The following is a 16,580-nucleotide window of genomic DNA, read 5'->3' on the forward strand; positions in this document are numbered from 1 at the left end:
CGCGCGCGCCGCGGACGCCGGGTCGCCCCGGCCGGCCGCCGCGCGCGCGGCGGCGAGGTTGGCCGCCGCGTCGGTCGAGAAATCCTCGAACAGGCCTCGCGCGTCGCCGCCGGCCCCCGCGAGCTCCACGAAGTTCCCGAGGACTCGCTCGTCGACCGGGAGGTCCCAGCGCTCGATCGCCGCGGACAATGCCTCGAGCGTCGCCGGCTTCCCGATGAAATCGTCCATGCCGGCCTCCAGGCAGCGGCGGCGGTCGGCGTCGGTGGCGTTCGCCGTGAAGGCCACGATCGGCACGCGACGGCGGCCGGCCTCGCGGCGCCGCACCTCGGCGGCCGCCTCGAGCCCGTCCATGCCGGGCATCTGGCAGTCCATGAAGACCAGCCCGTATTCGCCGGAGTTCAGCGCCTCGAGCGCCTCCGCGCCGTTCGCCGCGGCTTCGGAGGAGCAGCCGAGGCGGGCGAGCTGGCGGACGAGGAGCCTGCGATTGATCGCGTTGTCCTCGACGATGAGGACCCTCAGGTGATCGCGAGGGCGCGAGGGAGGAGGAGGCGGCGGCAGGGCGCCGTCCCCGCCGTGGCCCGCCGCGGCTTCGGCCCGCTCCAGGGGGACCTTGAGCCAGAAGCGCGAGCCGCGTTCGGGCACGCTCTCGTAGCCGAACTCCCCGCCCATCAGCGCCGCGAGGCTCTTGCTGATGGCCAGGCCGAGGCCGGTGCCGCCGTAGCGGCGCGTCGTGGAGCCGTCGGCCTGGGCGAAGGGCTCGAACAGGCGCGCTCCCTGCTCGCGCGTGATGCCGATGCCCGTGTCGCGCACGGAGAACTCGAGCTCGACGAACGGCTCTCCGAGCTCCCGCACCCTCAGCGCCGCCGCGATCTCGCCGGATTCCGTGAACTTCACGGCGTTCGAGAGCATGTTCAGCAGGACCTGGCGCAGGCGCCCGGGATCGCCGTAAGCGCGCAGGGCCGAGGCCTCTCCCGCGTCCACCGTCAGGCGCAGGCCCTTCTCGGCGGCGCCGGGAGCCACCAGCGCCGCCGCGTCGGAGAGCACGTCCGCGGGCCGCAGGACCACGCGCTCCATCGTCATGCGGTCCGCCTCGATCTTGGAGAAATCGAGCACGTCGTCGATGAGGTCGAGGAGGCTCTGAGCCGCGCGGGAAAGGGTCTCGACGCTCTCCCGCTGGTCGTCGTCGAGGCGGGTGCCGCGCAGGAGCCCCGCCGCGCCCACCACGGCGTTGAGCGGGGTGCGCAGCTCATGGCTCACGTTGGCCATGAACTGCCCCTTCATGCGCTCCGCCTCCATGAACGGCGTGAGGTCGCGGAAGGTCAGGGTGCGCCCGACGGCGGTCTTCTCGAGACGGTAAGGGCGCGAGATCCGCTCGAAGACGCGGCCGTCCTTGAGCCGCACGACGTCCCGCTGCTCGCCGACCTCGAAGTCGTCGTAGTCATGCGTGCTCCGCTTCAGGAACCCTTCCGGGTCGGACACCTGCGGCGTGACGAGGAGCACGAGGCGCCGGTTGTCCCGGTCGGCCACGTCCTCCTCGCGCAGTCCCCACATCTCGACGAAGCGCCGGTTGAAGGTCACGATCCGCATGTCCGCGGCCACCACCAGGATGCCGTCGGCGCTCGCCTCGAGGGTGGCGCGCGCGACCGAGAGGGTCTCCTCGAGCCGGTTCCGGGAGACGACCGTCCGGGAGAGCGCGGCGCTCATGCGGTTGAAGGCGCCGGCCAGGTCGCCCAACTCGTCGGAGGAGCCGGCCGGCACCGACGCGCCGTAATCGCCCGCGGCGACCTTCACCGTGGCGTCGGCCACGGCCCGCAGGCGCCGCAGGATCATCCGGAGCAGGCCCAAGGTCACCGCGAGGGCCGCCGCGCAGAAGACGAGGACGAGCCCGACGACCTGCCTCCCGACGCGGCGCGCCGACTCGAGCGTCACGTCGAGCGGCAGGGACAGCAGCAAGGTCCCCGCCCGGGTCCGGTCCTTCGCCGAGAGGAGGAATTCCTCCTCGGGACGCCAGATCGGCAGGCCGAGCAGCAGGCGGCGGCCGCCCGCCTCGAAGATCTCCTCGACGAGCGGCGCGGACGAGTCCAGGGCCCGCCGCGACGCGGGGTCGACGCGGCGGCGGCCCTGCTCGAGGACGTTCGTGTGAGCCAGGACCCGCCCGTCGGGGGAGACGACGGCGGCGTAGGCCGCGCCGGTGAAGCCCTGGATCGCCTGCACGCGGGGGAGCAGCTGCGCCTCGCGCCCGGAGGAGGCCGCCGCCGAGAGACGCGCCGCGGCGTCGAGGGCCTGGGGAAGAACCCGCTGCGCGGCCTCGCCGATCATGATCGATTCCGTCGCGCTCCGGGAGAAGGACGCGAGAAGGGCGCCGGCGGCGATCGCCGCGGGGAGGCCCACCGCCAGGACCTGCTGCTGCAGCCTCACGGAAGTACTTTGTCCGCCGACTCGAATCTGGGCCCGAGGCCCGCCGCGCGGGCGGCCGCCGCGTTGACCGTCACGGTCACGCGCCCGGCGTGCACGGTCTCGGATTCGGAACGGCCTTCCAGGCGGGCGCGCAGGGCCCGGGCCGCGGCGCGGCCCATCTCGTGGAAGGTCACCGCGACCGTGGCGGACGCGCCGCGCTCGGCCAACCCCTCCGTCGGGCCGAAGAAGGGTATCTTCCGGGCCGCGGCGTACTCCCGCACGGTCGCGAAGCTCTGCTCGTTGACGAGCGCCGGGTCGGGCATGAGCCACAGGCCGTCCGTCGGGCCGTCGAGCCCGCGCAGGCGCTCGGGCAGGAGCGAGGGGGGGTCGATGCGTTCCGAGAGGACGACGAGGCCTTGCCCCTCGCCGGCCGCCGCGAGGGCCTCCACGTCGTCGCGGGACGCTTCCGAGGACCAGAAGACCCGCAGGACGCGGAGCTTCGGCGCGAGCGCGCGAAGGCGCGAGACGAGGACGGCGGGCTCGGGGAGCAGCGACACGCTGCTCAGCGCGCCGCCTCGGCCGGCCCCGACGGAGGGCGCGAGGCAGGCGACCACCACGGCGTCCCGCGGCCAGCGGCGCGCCGCGGCCTTGCTGCCGATGGCCACGAACGCCGACGCCTGGGCCGACGGCCGCTCGTCCGCGGAGACGACGGTCACCGTCGAGCCCCACGCCTCGGCGAACCCCTCGAGGGCCTGGCGGTAGTGCGCGGAATCGGAGGACAGGACCGCGACGGGCGCCGCGGAGCTCCCGCCGGCGGGCGCGGCCCCCGCCGGGGCCGCAAGCAGGAGCGCGAGAAGGGGAAGAGGAGCCCTCACAGGCCGAACCTCTTCGTCACGCCGCCCTCGACGCGGCGCGGCAGGACCGTGCCGTCGGCCCATTCGACGCGGTAAGGCTGGAGGAGGTCCAGCCCGGCGAGGAAGAGCTCCCAGTCCGGATGCGGCGTCCACGACGCGCGCGCGTCGAGCCGGAAGGATCGCTTGATCGCGAGGCGGGTGCCGCGCGTCGACGAGTTCGCGTCGTAGGCGTCCTTGTAGCCGAGCAGCGCGGAGACGCCGAAGCCCCGCCCCAGCAGCGCCCGCCCGCCGACGTTGACCTTGTGCGCCGGCGTCCCGGTGCGCAGGTCGGTGCGGAACACGTCGGTCGGCCCCTTGTCGTCCTGGATCTTCTCGTAGGTGTAGTTGGCGAAGACCGCTCGGCCCGCGGAGACCGTGAATTCCTCGGAGAGCTCGACGCCCCAGGCCGAGGCGCGGTTGCGGTTGTCGTAGCTGACGACGCTCGGCGCGCCCGGCGTCAGGACGAAGGGGAAGTTCCGGTCGCGGATCTCCATGCGGTAGACGACGAGCTCGGAGCTCAGGGCCCCGTCGAGCGCCCGGGCGCGCCAGCCGGCCTCCCAGGAGGACAGGTGCTGGGGGCCGAGCTCGGCGTTTCCCACGAGACGTATGGGCGCCGACAGCCGGTAGTCGGCATGCTTGTTGAACAGCGCCGGCATCGTGTGCGCGTTCGCGTACGAGAGCCGCAGGCCGTGGTCCTCGTGCGGCGAGTACAGCGCCGCCGCCTGCCAGGAGGGCTGCAGGCCGGCCACCTGGGAGTCCTCGAGCGAGACGCCGGCGACGGCCGTCAGCTCGTCGGCGACCTTCGCCGAATGGTGCGTGAACCAGCGCGCGATCTCGTTCTGCTGGGCGGGATGGCCGGCGAAGGTCTGGTCCGAGTAGGCGCCCGTCAGGCGCCGGCCGGCGCCGACGACGGAGTTCACGCGCTCCTCGGCCCACGCGGAGCGGTGCAGGAGCTCGGCGTCGTATTGGTACGTCCTCAACGCGACCGTGCCGGCGAACAGGGGATCGGCGGCCACGTCCATCCCCGCGCGGGAGACGACGGCCTCGAGCGCGCCGGCCGAGTCCAGCTTCCTCGCGGCCCGGAGCATCTCGAAATCCTCGGCTCGCGTCGCCCGCTGGACGGGGACCACCCCCGGGATGCCCTGCGACTGCCAGGAGCCGCCGGCCAGTACCTCGAGGTCCGTCCGCGCGTCCGGCGTGAGGACGCCGCGGACGTTCAGCTTGTTGGAGTGGAGATAGTCGTTGGCCTCGCCGACGCCGGACGGGCCCGGATTGCCCTGGATCTGCTGGAAGGTGTGGCTGACGCGCAGGCCGCCCAGACGCCCGCCCGCCTCCGCCGACTCGGCCGTCGCGCGCATGCGGTCGCCGGCGCGGGCCGAGAGGCTCCCGGCCGGCGCGCTCCGGGGCTTGCGGGTGACGACGTTGACGACGCCCAGCGCGGAGTTCGAGCCGTACAGCGCCGCGTTGGGGCCGCGCACGATCTCGACGCGCTCGATGTCCTGCATCTGGACGGGCAGGCTCGCCCAGTAGACGCCTCCGAGGAAGGGAGAGTACGCGGAACGCCCGTCGACGAGCACCTGCATCTCCGAGACGAAATCCCGGGAGAACCCGCGCGCGGAGACGATCGCCCGGTTGCCGTCGGCGGAGCGGGCGCAGACGACGTCCATGCCCGCGCGGAAGCGAAGCAGGTCGGGGAGGCTCGAGTAGCCGTACGCCTTGATCTCCTCCGAGGTGACGACGTCGACGGCCGCGGGCGCGCGCCACGCGGACTCCGGGCGGCGCGAGGCGACGCTGACCGTCGCCTCCTCCTGGAAGAACTCGAAGACGTCGTCCTGGGCGCGAGCCGGGACGGCCGCGAACGCCAGGAGGAGCATCGCCCTCAAAGGCCGAACCTCTTGGTCACGCCGCCCTCGAAGAGGCGAGGCGCGGCGGTGCCGTCGGCGTGCTCGACCCGGTACGGCTGAAGGAGGTTCTGGCCGGCGAGGAAGACCTCCCAGTCGGGCCGCGGCGTCCAGGCCAGGCGCGCGTCGAGGCGGAACGAGCGCGCGACCTGCCTGCGGGTGCCGCGGGTCGAGGAGTTCGCCTCGTAGGCGTCCTTGTAGCCGAGCAAGGCGGAGGCGCTCAAGCCCCGCCCCAGCAAGGTCCGGGCCCCGACGTTAGCCTTATGCGCCGGAGTCCCTCGACGCAGGTCCGTGGCGAAGGTGTCGGTGGGACCCTTGTCGTCCTGGATCCGCTCGAACGTGTAGTTGGCGAAGAGCGCGCGGCCGGCGGCGAAGGCGTACTCCTCGGACAACTCGACGCCGTGGGCCGAGGCGCGGTTGCTGTTGTCGTAGGTGATGACGCGCGGGGGGCCCAGACTCTGGAAGAAATTGAAATTGCGGTCCTCGAGCTGCATGAAGTAGAGGGCGACTCCCGACTTCAGCCTGCCGTCCATGGCCCGGCAGGTCCAGCCCGTCTCCCAGGACGTCATCTGCTGCGGCGCGAGGTCCGGATTGCCGAGGAAGCTCGTGGCCGGCGACAGGCTGAAATCGCCGTACTTGTTGAACAGCGGCGGCATCGTCGGGGCGCGCGCGTACGACACGCGGAAAACGTGCTCCTCCCGCGGGGAGTAGAGCGCCGCGCCCTGCCAGGCGGGCTGGAAGCCGCCCACCCGGGAGTTCTCGAGCGACACGCCGGCGACCACGGTGACCTCGTCGGTGAGCGCCGCCGAGTGATGCGTGAACCCGCGCACGACCCGGTTCTTCTCGGAGGGATGCCCGGTGAAGAGCTGATCGGAGTACAGTCCCGCCAGGCGCCAGCCGGCGCCCACGGCGGAGTGGACCTTCTCGTCGGCCCAGGCCGACCGGTGGAGGATTTCCGCGTCGTACTGATAGACGCGAAGATCCACCGGACGGAGGATGAAGCGGTCCGAGTTGAGGCGGAACTCGGAGCGGGAGACGGCCGCCTCGAGCGCCCCCGCCGAGCCCAGGTCCCTCTCGGCGCGCAGCAGCTGGAAGTCGTGCCGGTGGGCCGAGCGCGTGTCGACGGAGAACCCCGGCACGCCCAAAGTCTGCCAGGAGCCTCCGCCCATGAACTCGAGCGACGTCGCCTCGTCGGGATCGAGGCGGGCGCGCACGTTGAGCTTGTTCGAGTGGAAGAAGTCGTTGGCCTCGCCGACGCCGTTCGGGGCCGGGGCTCCCGGAGCCTCCTCGAAGGTGTGGCTGACGCGCAGCCCGCCCGACGGTCCGCCGGCCTCCGCGGCCTCGGCGCTCGAGAGCACGCGGTTGCCTCCGCGCAGCGACAGGCTCCCCGCGGGCTTCTTGCCCGGCTTGCGGGTGATGATGTTGATGACGCCGAGGGCGGCGTTGGAGCCGTAGAGGGCGGCGTTGGGGCCCCGCACGACCTCCACGCGCTCGATGTCCTGCATCTGGACGGGAAGGCTCGCCCAATAGACGCCCCCGAGGAAGGAGGAATAGACGGAGCGCCCGTCGACGAGCACCTGCATCTCGGAGACGAGGTCGCGGGAGAAGCCGCGGGCGGAGACGATCGCGCGGTTGCCGTCCGCGGAGCGGCCGTCGATGACGTCCATGCCCGCCCGGAAGCGGAGGATGTCCCACAGGTCCCGGTAGCCGTACGCCTTGATCTCCTCGGCGGTGACGACGTCGACCGCCACGGGCGTGCGCCAGGCCGACTCCGGGCGGCGGGACGCGGTATAGACCTTCGCCTCCTCCCGGAAGAACTCGAAGGCGTCGTCCGCGCGCGCCGGAACGGCCGAGAACGCCGCCAGCAGCAGCCCGCCGAAGAGGGTCGATCGTATCATATTACTTATATTACAATAGTCGCGTCGCCAAAGGAATAGAGACGGTAGCCGAGGGCGACGGCCTCGCGGTACGCCGCGAGCAGCCGCTCGCGGCCCGCGAAGGCGCTGGCCAGCAGCAGCGGCGTAGAGCGCGGGAGATGGAAGTTCGTGATCAGCGCGTCGATGCCGCGGAAGCGGAAGCCGGGCGTGATGTACAGCGCGCTCTCGCCGGAGCCGGGGCCGAAGCCCTCGGGACGCGCGGCGAGCGTCTCCAAGGTGCGCGTCGTCGTCGTGCCGACGGAGACGACGCGTCCGCCCTTGGCCCGGGCCTCCGCGATGATCCGGGCCTCGCCGGGCTCGACCTCGTAGCGCTCGCCCAGCATCACGTGCGCGGAGGCGTCCTCGCTCGTGATCGGCCGGAAGGTGCCGCGGCCGACGTGCAAGGTCACGAAGGCGAAGTTCACGCCCGAGCTTTCGAGCTTCTTCATCAGCTCGGGCGTGAAATGCATCCCCGCGGTCGGCGCCGCGATCGAGCCGTCGTCGCGCGCGTACACCGTCTGATAGCGCGCGGCGTCGGCGCGGGAGGGCACGCGCTTCTTGGCGATGTAGGGCGGAAGGGGGGGAAGGCCGTGCTCGGCGAGGTACGGCCGAAGGTCGGCGGCGGCGAACTTGAGCCTGTACTCGCCCTCCCCGGTCAGGCCCTCGACCGTCGCGGTCATCCCGCCCGGGAACTCCAGGGACTGGCCGGCCTTGAAGCCCGAGGCGAGCGCGGCCCAGGTATCGGGAGCCAGCTCGCGCACCAGCAGAAGGTCGGCCTTGCCCCCGGTCGATTTCTTCCCGTACAGGCGGCAGGGCATGACCTTCGTGCGGTTGACGACGAGGCAGTCGCCGGGCTTCAGGAAGCGGGGGAGGTCGCGGAAGACCGCGTGCTCGATCGTCCCGGCGCCCCGGTCGAGGACCATGAGGCGGGCCGAGTCGCGCGGCTCGGCCGCCGACGAGGCGATCTGCGATTCGGGATACTCGTAGTCGAAATCGGAGAGCGGCAGGCTCACTCGTCCACCTCCGACAAGGCGGAGCCGGGGAAGTAGAAGGTCAGGATCCGGCCGTAGCTGCGCCCTTTCTCGGCCTGCAGGCGCGCGCCCCACTGGCACAGGCCCACGCCGTGGCCCGAGCCGCCGCCGACGAACTCGACGCCTTTCTTGAGCAGGTTCACGCTCTTGATGCGCACGCTCTTCATCTCGCCCGCGCCGAGCGACCCGCGCAGCTCCGAGGCCTTCACCACGACGCTCTCCCCGCCGCTGCGGACGAGGAAGGTGCGCACGTAGCCCGCCGCGTCGCGCGCGCCGATGCGCAGGCTCTTCAGCGGGCTGTTGAGCATCTGCCGCTCCGAGATCGCCGCCGTCAGGTCCGCCCAGGCGAAGTAGGCGATCCACTTCATGTGCGGCGACGGCGCGCACCACGGGTCGCGCACGCCGCGCAGCGGGCGGGGAATCTCCTCCGAGCCGCCCCACGCGGCGCCCGCGTCGGTGGTCGCACCCCCGCAGCAGGCGTGGTAGTACACGCGCAGGAGCCTCCCGTTCCAGCCCAGGACCTCGCCGCGCGTCTGGCGCACGGCCGCGCGCACGTTCTCGTTGACCAAGGTCATGCCCTTGTACACCTGGGAGCGCGTGTCGGCGGTCAGGTCGAAGCCGTCCTTGCGGAACTTGCCCAGGTTCGCGTAGGTGAAGGTCCGGGCGACGACGGCCTGCGCCTTCAGCGCCTCGAGCGGCCAGTCCGGGTCCATCTCGTGGGGCAGGACGCCCTCGAGATACTCCTCGACGGAGGCCTCCTCGACGACGGTCACCGTCTGCCCGGGATCGAGGCGGAGGATCAGGGCGCCGCGATAGAGGTGCGGCCCGACCCGGATGCGCGCGCCTTCGGACGGGACGAGGCGGGTCTCCGACTTCAAGCGGAGGTCGGCCAGGCGCAGGCCGCCCTCGCGCGGCCGCAAGGTCAGCTCGCCCTTCCATTCGAGAGGCTTGCTCTTGGTCCCGGGTTGGGCGACCATGATCTTTCCCTCGGGCATGATCTTGGCCGAGCCCGCCTGGCGCACGATGGCGACCTGGACGGTCCCGGCGGAGGCGGACATCGCGGCCGCCAAGGCGAGCGCCGTCGCCGCGATCACAGAAGGTCGAGCGCCCGGCGCGGAGCCTTGAGGCCCAGGTGCGCGTACGCCTTCGGCGTGGCGGTGCGGCCGCGCGGCGTGCGGGCAAGGAAGCCCGCCTGGATGAGGAACGGCTCGACGACGTCGGTGACGGTGTCGAGCTCCTCGCTGACCGCGATGGCCAGGTTCTCGACGCCCACGGGGCCGCCGTCGAACTTCTCGATGACGGCGCGCAGCAGGCGCCGGTCCATCGGGTCCAGCCCCTCGGCGTCCACCTCGAGCTTCGACAGGGCGTGGCGCGCGACCTCGCCGTCGATCTTGCCGCCGCCGTCCACCTGCGCGAAGTCGCGCACGCGTCTCAATAATCTGTTGGCGATCCGGGGCGTTCCGCGGCACCTGCGAGCGATCTCATCCGCTCCCACCTCGTCCGTTTTTATATTGAGGAGTCGAGAGGAACGAAGCACGATTTTGCGAAGCTCGGCCGGCCCATAAAACCCGAGTTGCGCCACGATGCCGAAGCGGTCACGAAGGGGGCCCGTCAACAGGCCGGAGCGCGTGGTGGCGCCCACGAGGGTGAACCGAGGCACGGCCAATTTCAAGGTCGAGGACGCGGGACCTTTTCCCGTCGAGATGAAGAAGGTGTAGTCCTCCATCACCGGATACAGGGCCTCCTCGACGACCGCGTTGAGCCGGTGGATCTCGTCGATGAAGAAGACGTCGCCCTCGGAGATGTCGGTGAGCAGCGCCGCCAGGTCGCCCACGCGCACGAGGATCGGGCCCGACGCGGTGCGCAGGTTGACGCCCATCTCGCGGGCGAGGATGTTGGCGAGCGTGGTCTTCCCGAGTCCGGGGGGCGCGTAGAACAGGCAGTGGTCGAGCGGCTCGCCGCGCTGCTTGGCGGCCTTGATGAAGATCTTGAGGTTCTCCTTCAGCGAGTCCTGGCCGATGAACTCCTCGAGCGTTTTGGGACGCAGGGCGCGGTCGGCCGTCTCCTCGGCGGGCAGGACGGCGGGATTCAGGAGCTCGTCGGGTTTTGCCATGTCAGAGCCTCTTCAGCGCCTGGCGCACGAGCTGCTCGGTGGGCACGTCCTTGCCCCCGTGCTCCTCGGCCAGCGCCTGCAGCGCGACGCGCGCGTCGGCGAACTTGTAGCCCAGCGCCTCGAGCGCGTTGAGCGCCTGGCTCCAGGAGCCGGTGGACGGCATCGAGGCGCCGGAGGGGCTCAGATGCGGCGCCCCGGCGACGCGGACCTCGTCGATCTTGCCCTTGAGGGCGTCGACGATCTTCGTCGCGGTCTTCTTCGTGAAGCCGAACACGGCGCACAACAGCTTCTCGTCGCGGTCCAGCACGGCGCGGCGGAAGTCGGGCAGGGACTTCGAGGCCTTGTCCAGGTATTCGAGCGCCTTCTTGGCGCCGGTGCCGGGGATCTCGTCGCGGAACGCGCAGAACATCGCCTTCTCCGGCGCGGAGAGGAAGCCGTACAGGGTCTCGCCGCCGCCGTACATCGCGTACGAGGAGACGATGAAGAGCAGGGCCTCGCCGCCGGGAGCGGGGAGCCGCGACGCAGTCGCCGAGGTGACGTTGATCTCGTGGCCGACGCCGCCGACCTCGAGCACGACGGACTCGAGGTCCTTGGTCAGCACCGTCCCGCGCAGGGAGGCGATCATCGCTTCGCGCCCCACGAGTCGAGCACGCGCAGGCCCTTGCCGCGTCCGGCGCGCAGGTGGCACAGCGCGATCGCCGCCGCGTCGGCCACGTCGTTGGGGCGCAGCTTGTCGGCGAGGCCCAGGGCCTTCTGCACGACGGCCTGCATCTGCGCCTTCTCCGCGCGCCCCGAGCCGGTCAGGGACAGCTTCACGGTCTTCGGGTTGTACTCCGTCACGCCGTGCCCCGCCTGCGCCAGCGCCAGCAGGGCGACGCCGCGGGCCTGCAAGGTCGCGCGGACGGTGTGGGCGATGGTGGTGAAGAACATCTCCTCGATCGCGCACGACTCGATCGCATGTCCCTTGAGCACGACCGCGAGCTCCGCATGGATCGCCTTGAGCCGCAGAGGCAGGGCGTCGCCGGGCAAGGTCCTGATCACGCCCGAGGCGACGAGGCGGGGGGAGGAGGGCGCGCCGTCCAGGACGGCCCAGCCCGTCTCGTGCAGCCCGGGGTCGATGCCCAGGATCAACGAGCACCTCGAAGGCATCGACCTTCTTTCATAAACGCCCTCAAGCCGCCATCTTCTCCATCACGGCGTCGGAGATGTCGAAGTTGGCGTAGACGTTCTTGACGTCGTCGAGCGCCTCGAGCAGCTCGATGAGCTTGAGCACCTGCGGCGCGTGCTTCTCGTCGACGGCGACGAGGTTGTCGGGGATCATCGTGACCTCGGCGGAGACGGGCGTGATCTTCTGCGCGACGAGGCCGTCCTTGACCTTGACGAGGTCGTTGGGGGCGGTGTAGATCTCGAAGATGTCGCCGTCCACCTTGAAGTCCTCCGCGCCCAGGTCGAGAGCCAGGCCCATCACGCCGTCCTCGGTGAGCGCGCCTTCCTGCTTGACCGTGATCAGGCCCTTGGACTTGAACATCCAGGCGACCGCGTTCGGCGCGGCGAGGGCGCCGCCGTTCTTGGCGATGATGGTGTGCAGGTCGGTGCGAGTGCGGTTGCGGCTGTCGGAGGTGCACTCGATGAGCAGGGCCACGCCGCCGGGGGCGTAGCCCTCGTAGGTCAGCTCCTCGAAGGCCGCGCCCTCGAGCTCGCCGGTGCCGCGCATGATGGCGCGCTTGATCGTGTCGTTGGGCATCTGCACCGCGCGGGCGTCCTCGATCGTCTTGCGCAGGCGGGGGTTGGCGGTAGGGTCGCCGCCTCCGAGCTTCGCCGCGATCGACAACTCTCGGGACAGCTTCGTCCAGGCCTTGCCGCGCTTGGCGTCGGCCGCGCCCTTCTTGTGCTTGATGTTCGCCCAGTGTGAATGCCCGCCCATGGTGATTCCTCCCTGGAAACCTGACTAAATGATACCAAAAACTCGACGACAGGCTATCCTCGAGGATAGTCCGAGATCCGTTTAATTCCTCTAGGTCCTCGGGCCCAACAAATAAGGGGTCCCCGGCCCCCTGTGGGAATACGGCAATAACCCCATAATCAGGGGATGAGCAAGCCGAGCCGCGCGATCGCGTCGTTGCTGGCCCTGGCCATGGCCGCCCTCTCGGGCGGTCCGGTCTGGGCGCAGACCGCGCGCGTGACGGTCGGGACCCCGGCCGGGACGGCCGGCGTGCCCGTGCTGCCGCAGACCGGGCTCGGCGCGCCGGCCTTCACGAACGCTCCGTCCCTCGCGCCCTCTCTCTCCGGCCTGACGCCCCTGCCGGCGCCTTCCGCCGCGCCGATCGCGCCGACGCCGGTCGCGGCCGCGGCGAAGCCGGCGGCCGTCGCCCCGCTCTCCGCGGCCAAGCCGGTCGCCGCCGCGCGGCCCGTCATCGCGGCCCCGAAAAGCTCTTACGCGGCGCTGCGCGCGATGCAGCTTCCCGCCGCCTCGGAGGGCGGGGAGAAGAAGAGCTCCGAGCAGTCCTCCGCCGAGGCCCGCAAGAGCTTCGACGGCCAGGACGTCGCCGCCGCGCTCGAGCCCGTCGAGGCCAAGCCCGGCCGCGTGCGCTCCCTGCTCAAGAGGTCCGGGACCGCGCTCAAGGGCTTCGGCGCGGACGCCAGAGGCATGGCGACGGGCGACCGCGAGCTCGAGCCGCTGCTCGGCGACGCGAAGCCCTCGATGCGCAAGGCGCAGCTCCTGCTGGTCTTCGACGCGGTGCTCTCGATCGGGATGGCCTTCATCATCGGTCCCCTGCTCGACACCGCCGCGATCGCGGCCAAGACCGGCCTCGCCGCCCACATGGTCCCGCTCGCGGTCCTCTCCGGCGCCTTGATCCTGTCCTCGCTGGCCTACGCCTGGGTCGAGCGCGGCCACGCCGTGCAGTCCCGCCTCGCCGGACTGCGCTCGACGCGCGAGTACCGCGCCGCGCTGCAGCGCAGCCTGCTCGAGCAGGAGATGGACTTCCACCTGGCGCAGGGCTCGGGCAAGCTCGCCGGGCGCCTGCTCAACGACCCGAACTACCTCTCCAACAAGAACGTCGACACGCGGCTGTCCCTGCTCCACTACGCCCTGCACTTCACCTTCGGCGTGGGCATGATGCTGTACACGAGCCCCGCGCTGAGCCTCGCCGCCTTCGCGGTGATCCCCGCGCTCGGCTGGCTGTCGAGCCGCTTCGGCGACAAGATCGGAGAGGTCGGCAAGAAGGCCCTCGAGCAGAAGGCCGACATGCTCAAGCAGTCCCAGGAGAGCATCCAGCAGGCCGAGACGGTCAAGACCTTCGGCGCCCGGGAGCAGGAGCTGGCGCGCTACGGCAAGATGGCCGACGGCGCCGCCGAGCTGGGGATCCAGGAGGCCCGCCTGACCGCCAAGTACGGCCTGATCACCGGCGGCCTCACCGAGTTCTTCACCAAGCACCTGATCTACATCCTCGGCGGCGTGGCGCTCGCCGCGGCGTGGGGCCTGACCTTCGGCCAGATCGCCCAGCTCGCGCTGTTCGCGGGCTTCGCCAAGTACGCGTTCACGGGGCTCACCAGCCTGTACCTGCGCTACAAGCGCAACGCGAAGGCGTCCGAGTCGGTGCGCGAGCTGCTGATGCGCCGGCCGGCGATCACGGACGCCGCCGACGCCGTCGACCTGCCGCGCGGGACCGGCGCGGTCTCCTTCCGCGGCGTCCGCTTCGCCTATCCCTCGCGCCAGGCCGAGGCGGTGCTCAAGAACGTCGATTTCGACATAAAGGCAGGCGAAAGCGTAGCTTTCGTCGGCGAGACCGGCTCGGGAAAGAGCACCATCACGCGCCTCCTGCTCCGGATGTGGGACGCGAACGAGGGGACCATCTCCGTCGACGGCCGGGACATCAAGGGCGTGACCCGCAAGAGCCTGCTGTCGCGCTTCGCCGTCGTTCCTCAAGAGACGCGCCTGTTCAACGGGACCTTGCGCGAGAACATGCTCTACGGCGCCGAGGACGCGACGCCGGAGCGCCTGGAGGCCGCGATCCGCAAGGCCGGGGCGACCTTCGCCCTCGACGCGGCGCGCTTCCCGCAGGGGCTCGACACGCCCGTGGCCGAGGGCGGCGGGCGCCTGTCCGGCGGCGAGCGCCAGCGCGTGGCCATCGTCCGCGCCATCCTGCGCGACCCGTCCATCCTGATCCTCGACGAGGCCACCTCCGCGCTCGACAACAAGACTGAGCGCGAGGTGCAGCAGGCCCTCGACTCGATGACCTCCGGCGAGGGAGGCCGCAAGCCCACGACCATCGTCATCGCCCACCGCCTGAGCACGATCCGCCGCGCCGACGCGATCCACGTCCTCGAGAAGGGGAACATCGTCGAGAGCGGCTCGCACGACGAGCTGATCGCGCTCGGCGGCCGCTACGCCCGCCTCTGGAAAGAGGGCGGCTATGGGTCGGTGGACTCGGCCGTGGCCGAAACCGACCCCCCGGCCGCCGCGAACGAGAACGCCGGTCCGGGTGCGGCCGCGACCGCGAGCGAGTCCGAAGCCGCGCCGAAGAGGTCCATTTTCACCAAGATACGCGCCGGCATGGCCGAGATCGGCGAGTACGTCCGCGGCGACGCCGAGGTCCGTCCGTTCCTGCCGCGCAAGGCGCTGGCCGGGCTCGCCGCGCTCCTCCTGACCGAATATTCCCTTTGGATCGGCGGCTCTCATTACCTCGGGCGCTTCCTCGACGGCGCCGCCTCCGTCGTCGGCGCGGGCGGCATCGGCGCGGGGCTGTGGCCGCTCGCCGCGCTCTCCGTCGGGGCGCTCGTGCTCGCGATCGGCGTGCAGTACCTGTACGCCGTGAAGCAGGGCGTCCTGAGAGCCCGGGCGCTCGCCTCGGTGCGCAAGACCTTGATGGGCCGCCTGCACGGCAAGGGCATGGACTTCCATCTGAAGAACGACTCGGCGGGCCTGGCCAGCCGCCTGAGCGAGGACGCCGACGCCCTGCTCAAGAAGAACCTGGACTCCCGCGTGCCCGTCGCCGCGAACATCGTCTCGCTCGCGCTGGCCACCGGCCTCCTGCTCGCCGCGAATCCCGTCGCCGGCGCCGTCGTCTTCGTGATGCTTCCCATACTGGGCGTCATCAACGGCTGGTTCGGCCAGAAACGCGAGGCGCTGTACGCGACCTTCAGCCTGCGCCGCGCCGACCTCGGCCGCCAGGGCCAGGAGCCGCTCGAGCTGATCCAGACGGTGAAGACCTTCGCCGGCGAGGCCAAGGAGAACGAGAAGTACCGCGCGAAGGCCCAGGCCCTCGTCGAGATCGGGGAGGAGGACGCCCGCGTCGGCGGCACCGCCCACATGCTCTCGAGCGCGCTCACCGACTTCTTCACCAAGCAGCTGATCTACATCGTCGGCGCGTGGGCCGTCGCCGCGTCGATGGGCCTGTCCATCGGCGCGATCGTCGTGATGACCTTCTACGCGGCCGCGATCAAGTCCGCCTTCGACGGCCTGTCCTCGCGCTGGCTCGAGTACAAGACCGCGCGCGGCGAGACCGGAGTGGTGCGCGAGTGGCTGGCGGAGAAGCCCTCGGCGGACGCCGGGACGCCGCTGCCCGCCGGCGGCGGCGCGATCTCCTTCGAGGGCGTCTCCTTCCGCTACGCGGCCGACGGCCAGGGCGGGATCGAGGGCCTCAGCCTGACGATCAAGCCCGGCGAGACCGTGGCCTTCGTCGGCGAGTCGGGCTCGGGCAAGAGCACCTTGCTCAAGCTGCTCCAGAACCTGTGGACCCCGCAGAGCGGCCGCATCACCATCGACGGCGCCGACGTCTCCAAGGCCGGCGAAGGCCCGCTGTCGGAGGCCATCGCCAAGGTCCCTCAGGAGACGCGTCTCTTCGACGACTCTTTACGCTACAACCTGACCTACGGCAGCCCGAACGCGACCGACGCCGAGCTCGCGGCCGCGGTCGCCGCGGCCAAGGCCGGCTTCGTCGACGACGCGGCGGCGTTCCCGGCCGGCCTCGACACGCGCGTCGGCGAGGGAGGGGCGACGCTCTCCGGCGGCCAGCGCCAGCGCGTGGCCATCGTGCGCGCCTTGCTCAAGAAGCCCCGCGTCCTGCTCCTCGACGAGGCGACCTCGGCCCTCGACAAGAAGACCGAGCGCGAGATCCAGGAGACGCTCGACCATCTCGCGTCCGGCGCCTCGGGCTCGAAGCCGACGACGCTCGTCGTCGCCCACAACCTGACCACCATCTCCGGCGCGGACCGCATCGTGGTCCTCGCGGCCGGGAAGATCGTCGAGGTCGGCTCGCACGCCGAGCTCCTCGCCAAGGGCGGCGTGTACGCCCGCCTCTGGCAGTCCCAATCCGCGTCGCGCTGAG

11 protein-coding genes are annotated in these 16,580 nt (G+C 71.3%); 1 reads left to right on the forward strand and 10 read right to left on the reverse strand.

All coding sequences use genetic code 11. The features are described from left to right. From HYV14_14525 to HYV14_14570, 10 genes are all read right to left on the reverse strand, one after another. The coding region (locus HYV14_14525) for a response regulator (GenBank protein ID MBI2387204.1) at nucleotides 1-2,418 on the reverse strand (2,418 nt) is incomplete at its 3' end. Continuing rightward, the gene (locus HYV14_14530) at nucleotides 2,415-3,272 is read right to left on the reverse strand and encodes a hypothetical protein (protein ID MBI2387205.1); all 858 of its coding nucleotides are present in this window, start codon (nucleotides 3,270-3,272) and stop codon (nucleotides 2,415-2,417) included. The genes HYV14_14530 and HYV14_14525, both read right to left, overlap by 4 nt. Continuing rightward, complete coding sequence (locus tag HYV14_14535; GenBank protein MBI2387206.1) at nucleotides 3,269-5,173, reverse strand: TonB-dependent receptor; 1,905 nt, start codon at nucleotides 5,171-5,173, stop codon at nucleotides 3,269-3,271. The genes HYV14_14530 and HYV14_14535 overlap by 4 nt, the downstream gene beginning before the upstream one ends. Continuing rightward, nucleotides 5,170-7,089 carry a TonB-dependent receptor gene (locus HYV14_14540; GenBank protein MBI2387207.1) on the reverse strand — a complete coding sequence of 640 codons (1,920 nt, stop codon included), beginning with the start codon at nucleotides 7,087-7,089 and terminating at the stop codon, nucleotides 5,170-5,172. The genes HYV14_14535 and HYV14_14540 overlap by 4 nt, the downstream gene beginning before the upstream one ends. A gap of 5 nt (nucleotides 7,090-7,094) precedes the next feature. Further along, entirely contained in the window at nucleotides 7,095-8,114 is a 1,020-nt protein-coding gene (gene queA, locus HYV14_14545; protein ID MBI2387208.1) for a tRNA preQ1(34) S-adenosylmethionine ribosyltransferase-isomerase QueA, read from the reverse strand. Between the two features lie 2 nt (nucleotides 8,115-8,116). After that, nucleotides 8,117-9,232 (reverse strand): SpoIID/LytB domain-containing protein, encoded by a 1,116-nt coding sequence (locus HYV14_14550; protein ID MBI2387209.1) that lies wholly within the window; start codon nucleotides 9,230-9,232, stop codon nucleotides 8,117-8,119. Beyond that, nucleotides 9,229-10,251 (reverse strand): Holliday junction branch migration DNA helicase RuvB, encoded by a 1,023-nt coding sequence (gene ruvB / locus HYV14_14555; protein ID MBI2387210.1) that lies wholly within the window; start codon nucleotides 10,249-10,251, stop codon nucleotides 9,229-9,231. The genes HYV14_14550 and ruvB overlap by 4 nt, the downstream gene beginning before the upstream one ends. 1 nt (nucleotide 10,252) lies before the next feature. Beyond that, on the reverse strand, nucleotides 10,253-10,876 hold the full coding sequence (locus HYV14_14560) for a Holliday junction branch migration protein RuvA (protein ID MBI2387211.1): 624 nt from the start codon (nucleotides 10,874-10,876) through the stop codon (nucleotides 10,253-10,255). Further along, nucleotides 10,873-11,400 carry a crossover junction endodeoxyribonuclease RuvC gene (ruvC, locus tag HYV14_14565; GenBank protein ID MBI2387212.1) on the reverse strand — a complete coding sequence of 176 codons (528 nt, stop codon included), beginning with the start codon at nucleotides 11,398-11,400 and terminating at the stop codon, nucleotides 10,873-10,875. The genes HYV14_14560 and ruvC overlap by 4 nt, the downstream gene beginning before the upstream one ends. Nucleotides 11,401-11,422: 22 nt before the next feature. Continuing rightward, entirely contained in the window at nucleotides 11,423-12,175 is a 753-nt protein-coding gene (locus HYV14_14570; protein MBI2387213.1) for a YebC/PmpR family DNA-binding transcriptional regulator, read from the reverse strand. Between the two features lie 165 nt (nucleotides 12,176-12,340). On the opposite strand from HYV14_14570, the gene HYV14_14575 reads away from it, so the two are divergent. Then, nucleotides 12,341-16,579, forward strand: coding sequence for an ABC transporter ATP-binding protein (locus HYV14_14575; protein MBI2387214.1), 4,239 nt, complete (start codon nucleotides 12,341-12,343; stop codon nucleotides 16,577-16,579). The last annotated feature ends 1 nt before the right edge of the window (nucleotide 16,580 follow it).

This window comes from Elusimicrobiota bacterium (assembly GCA_016182905.1).
Lineage (GTDB): Bacteria > Elusimicrobiota > Elusimicrobia > UBA1565 > UBA9628 > GWA2-66-18.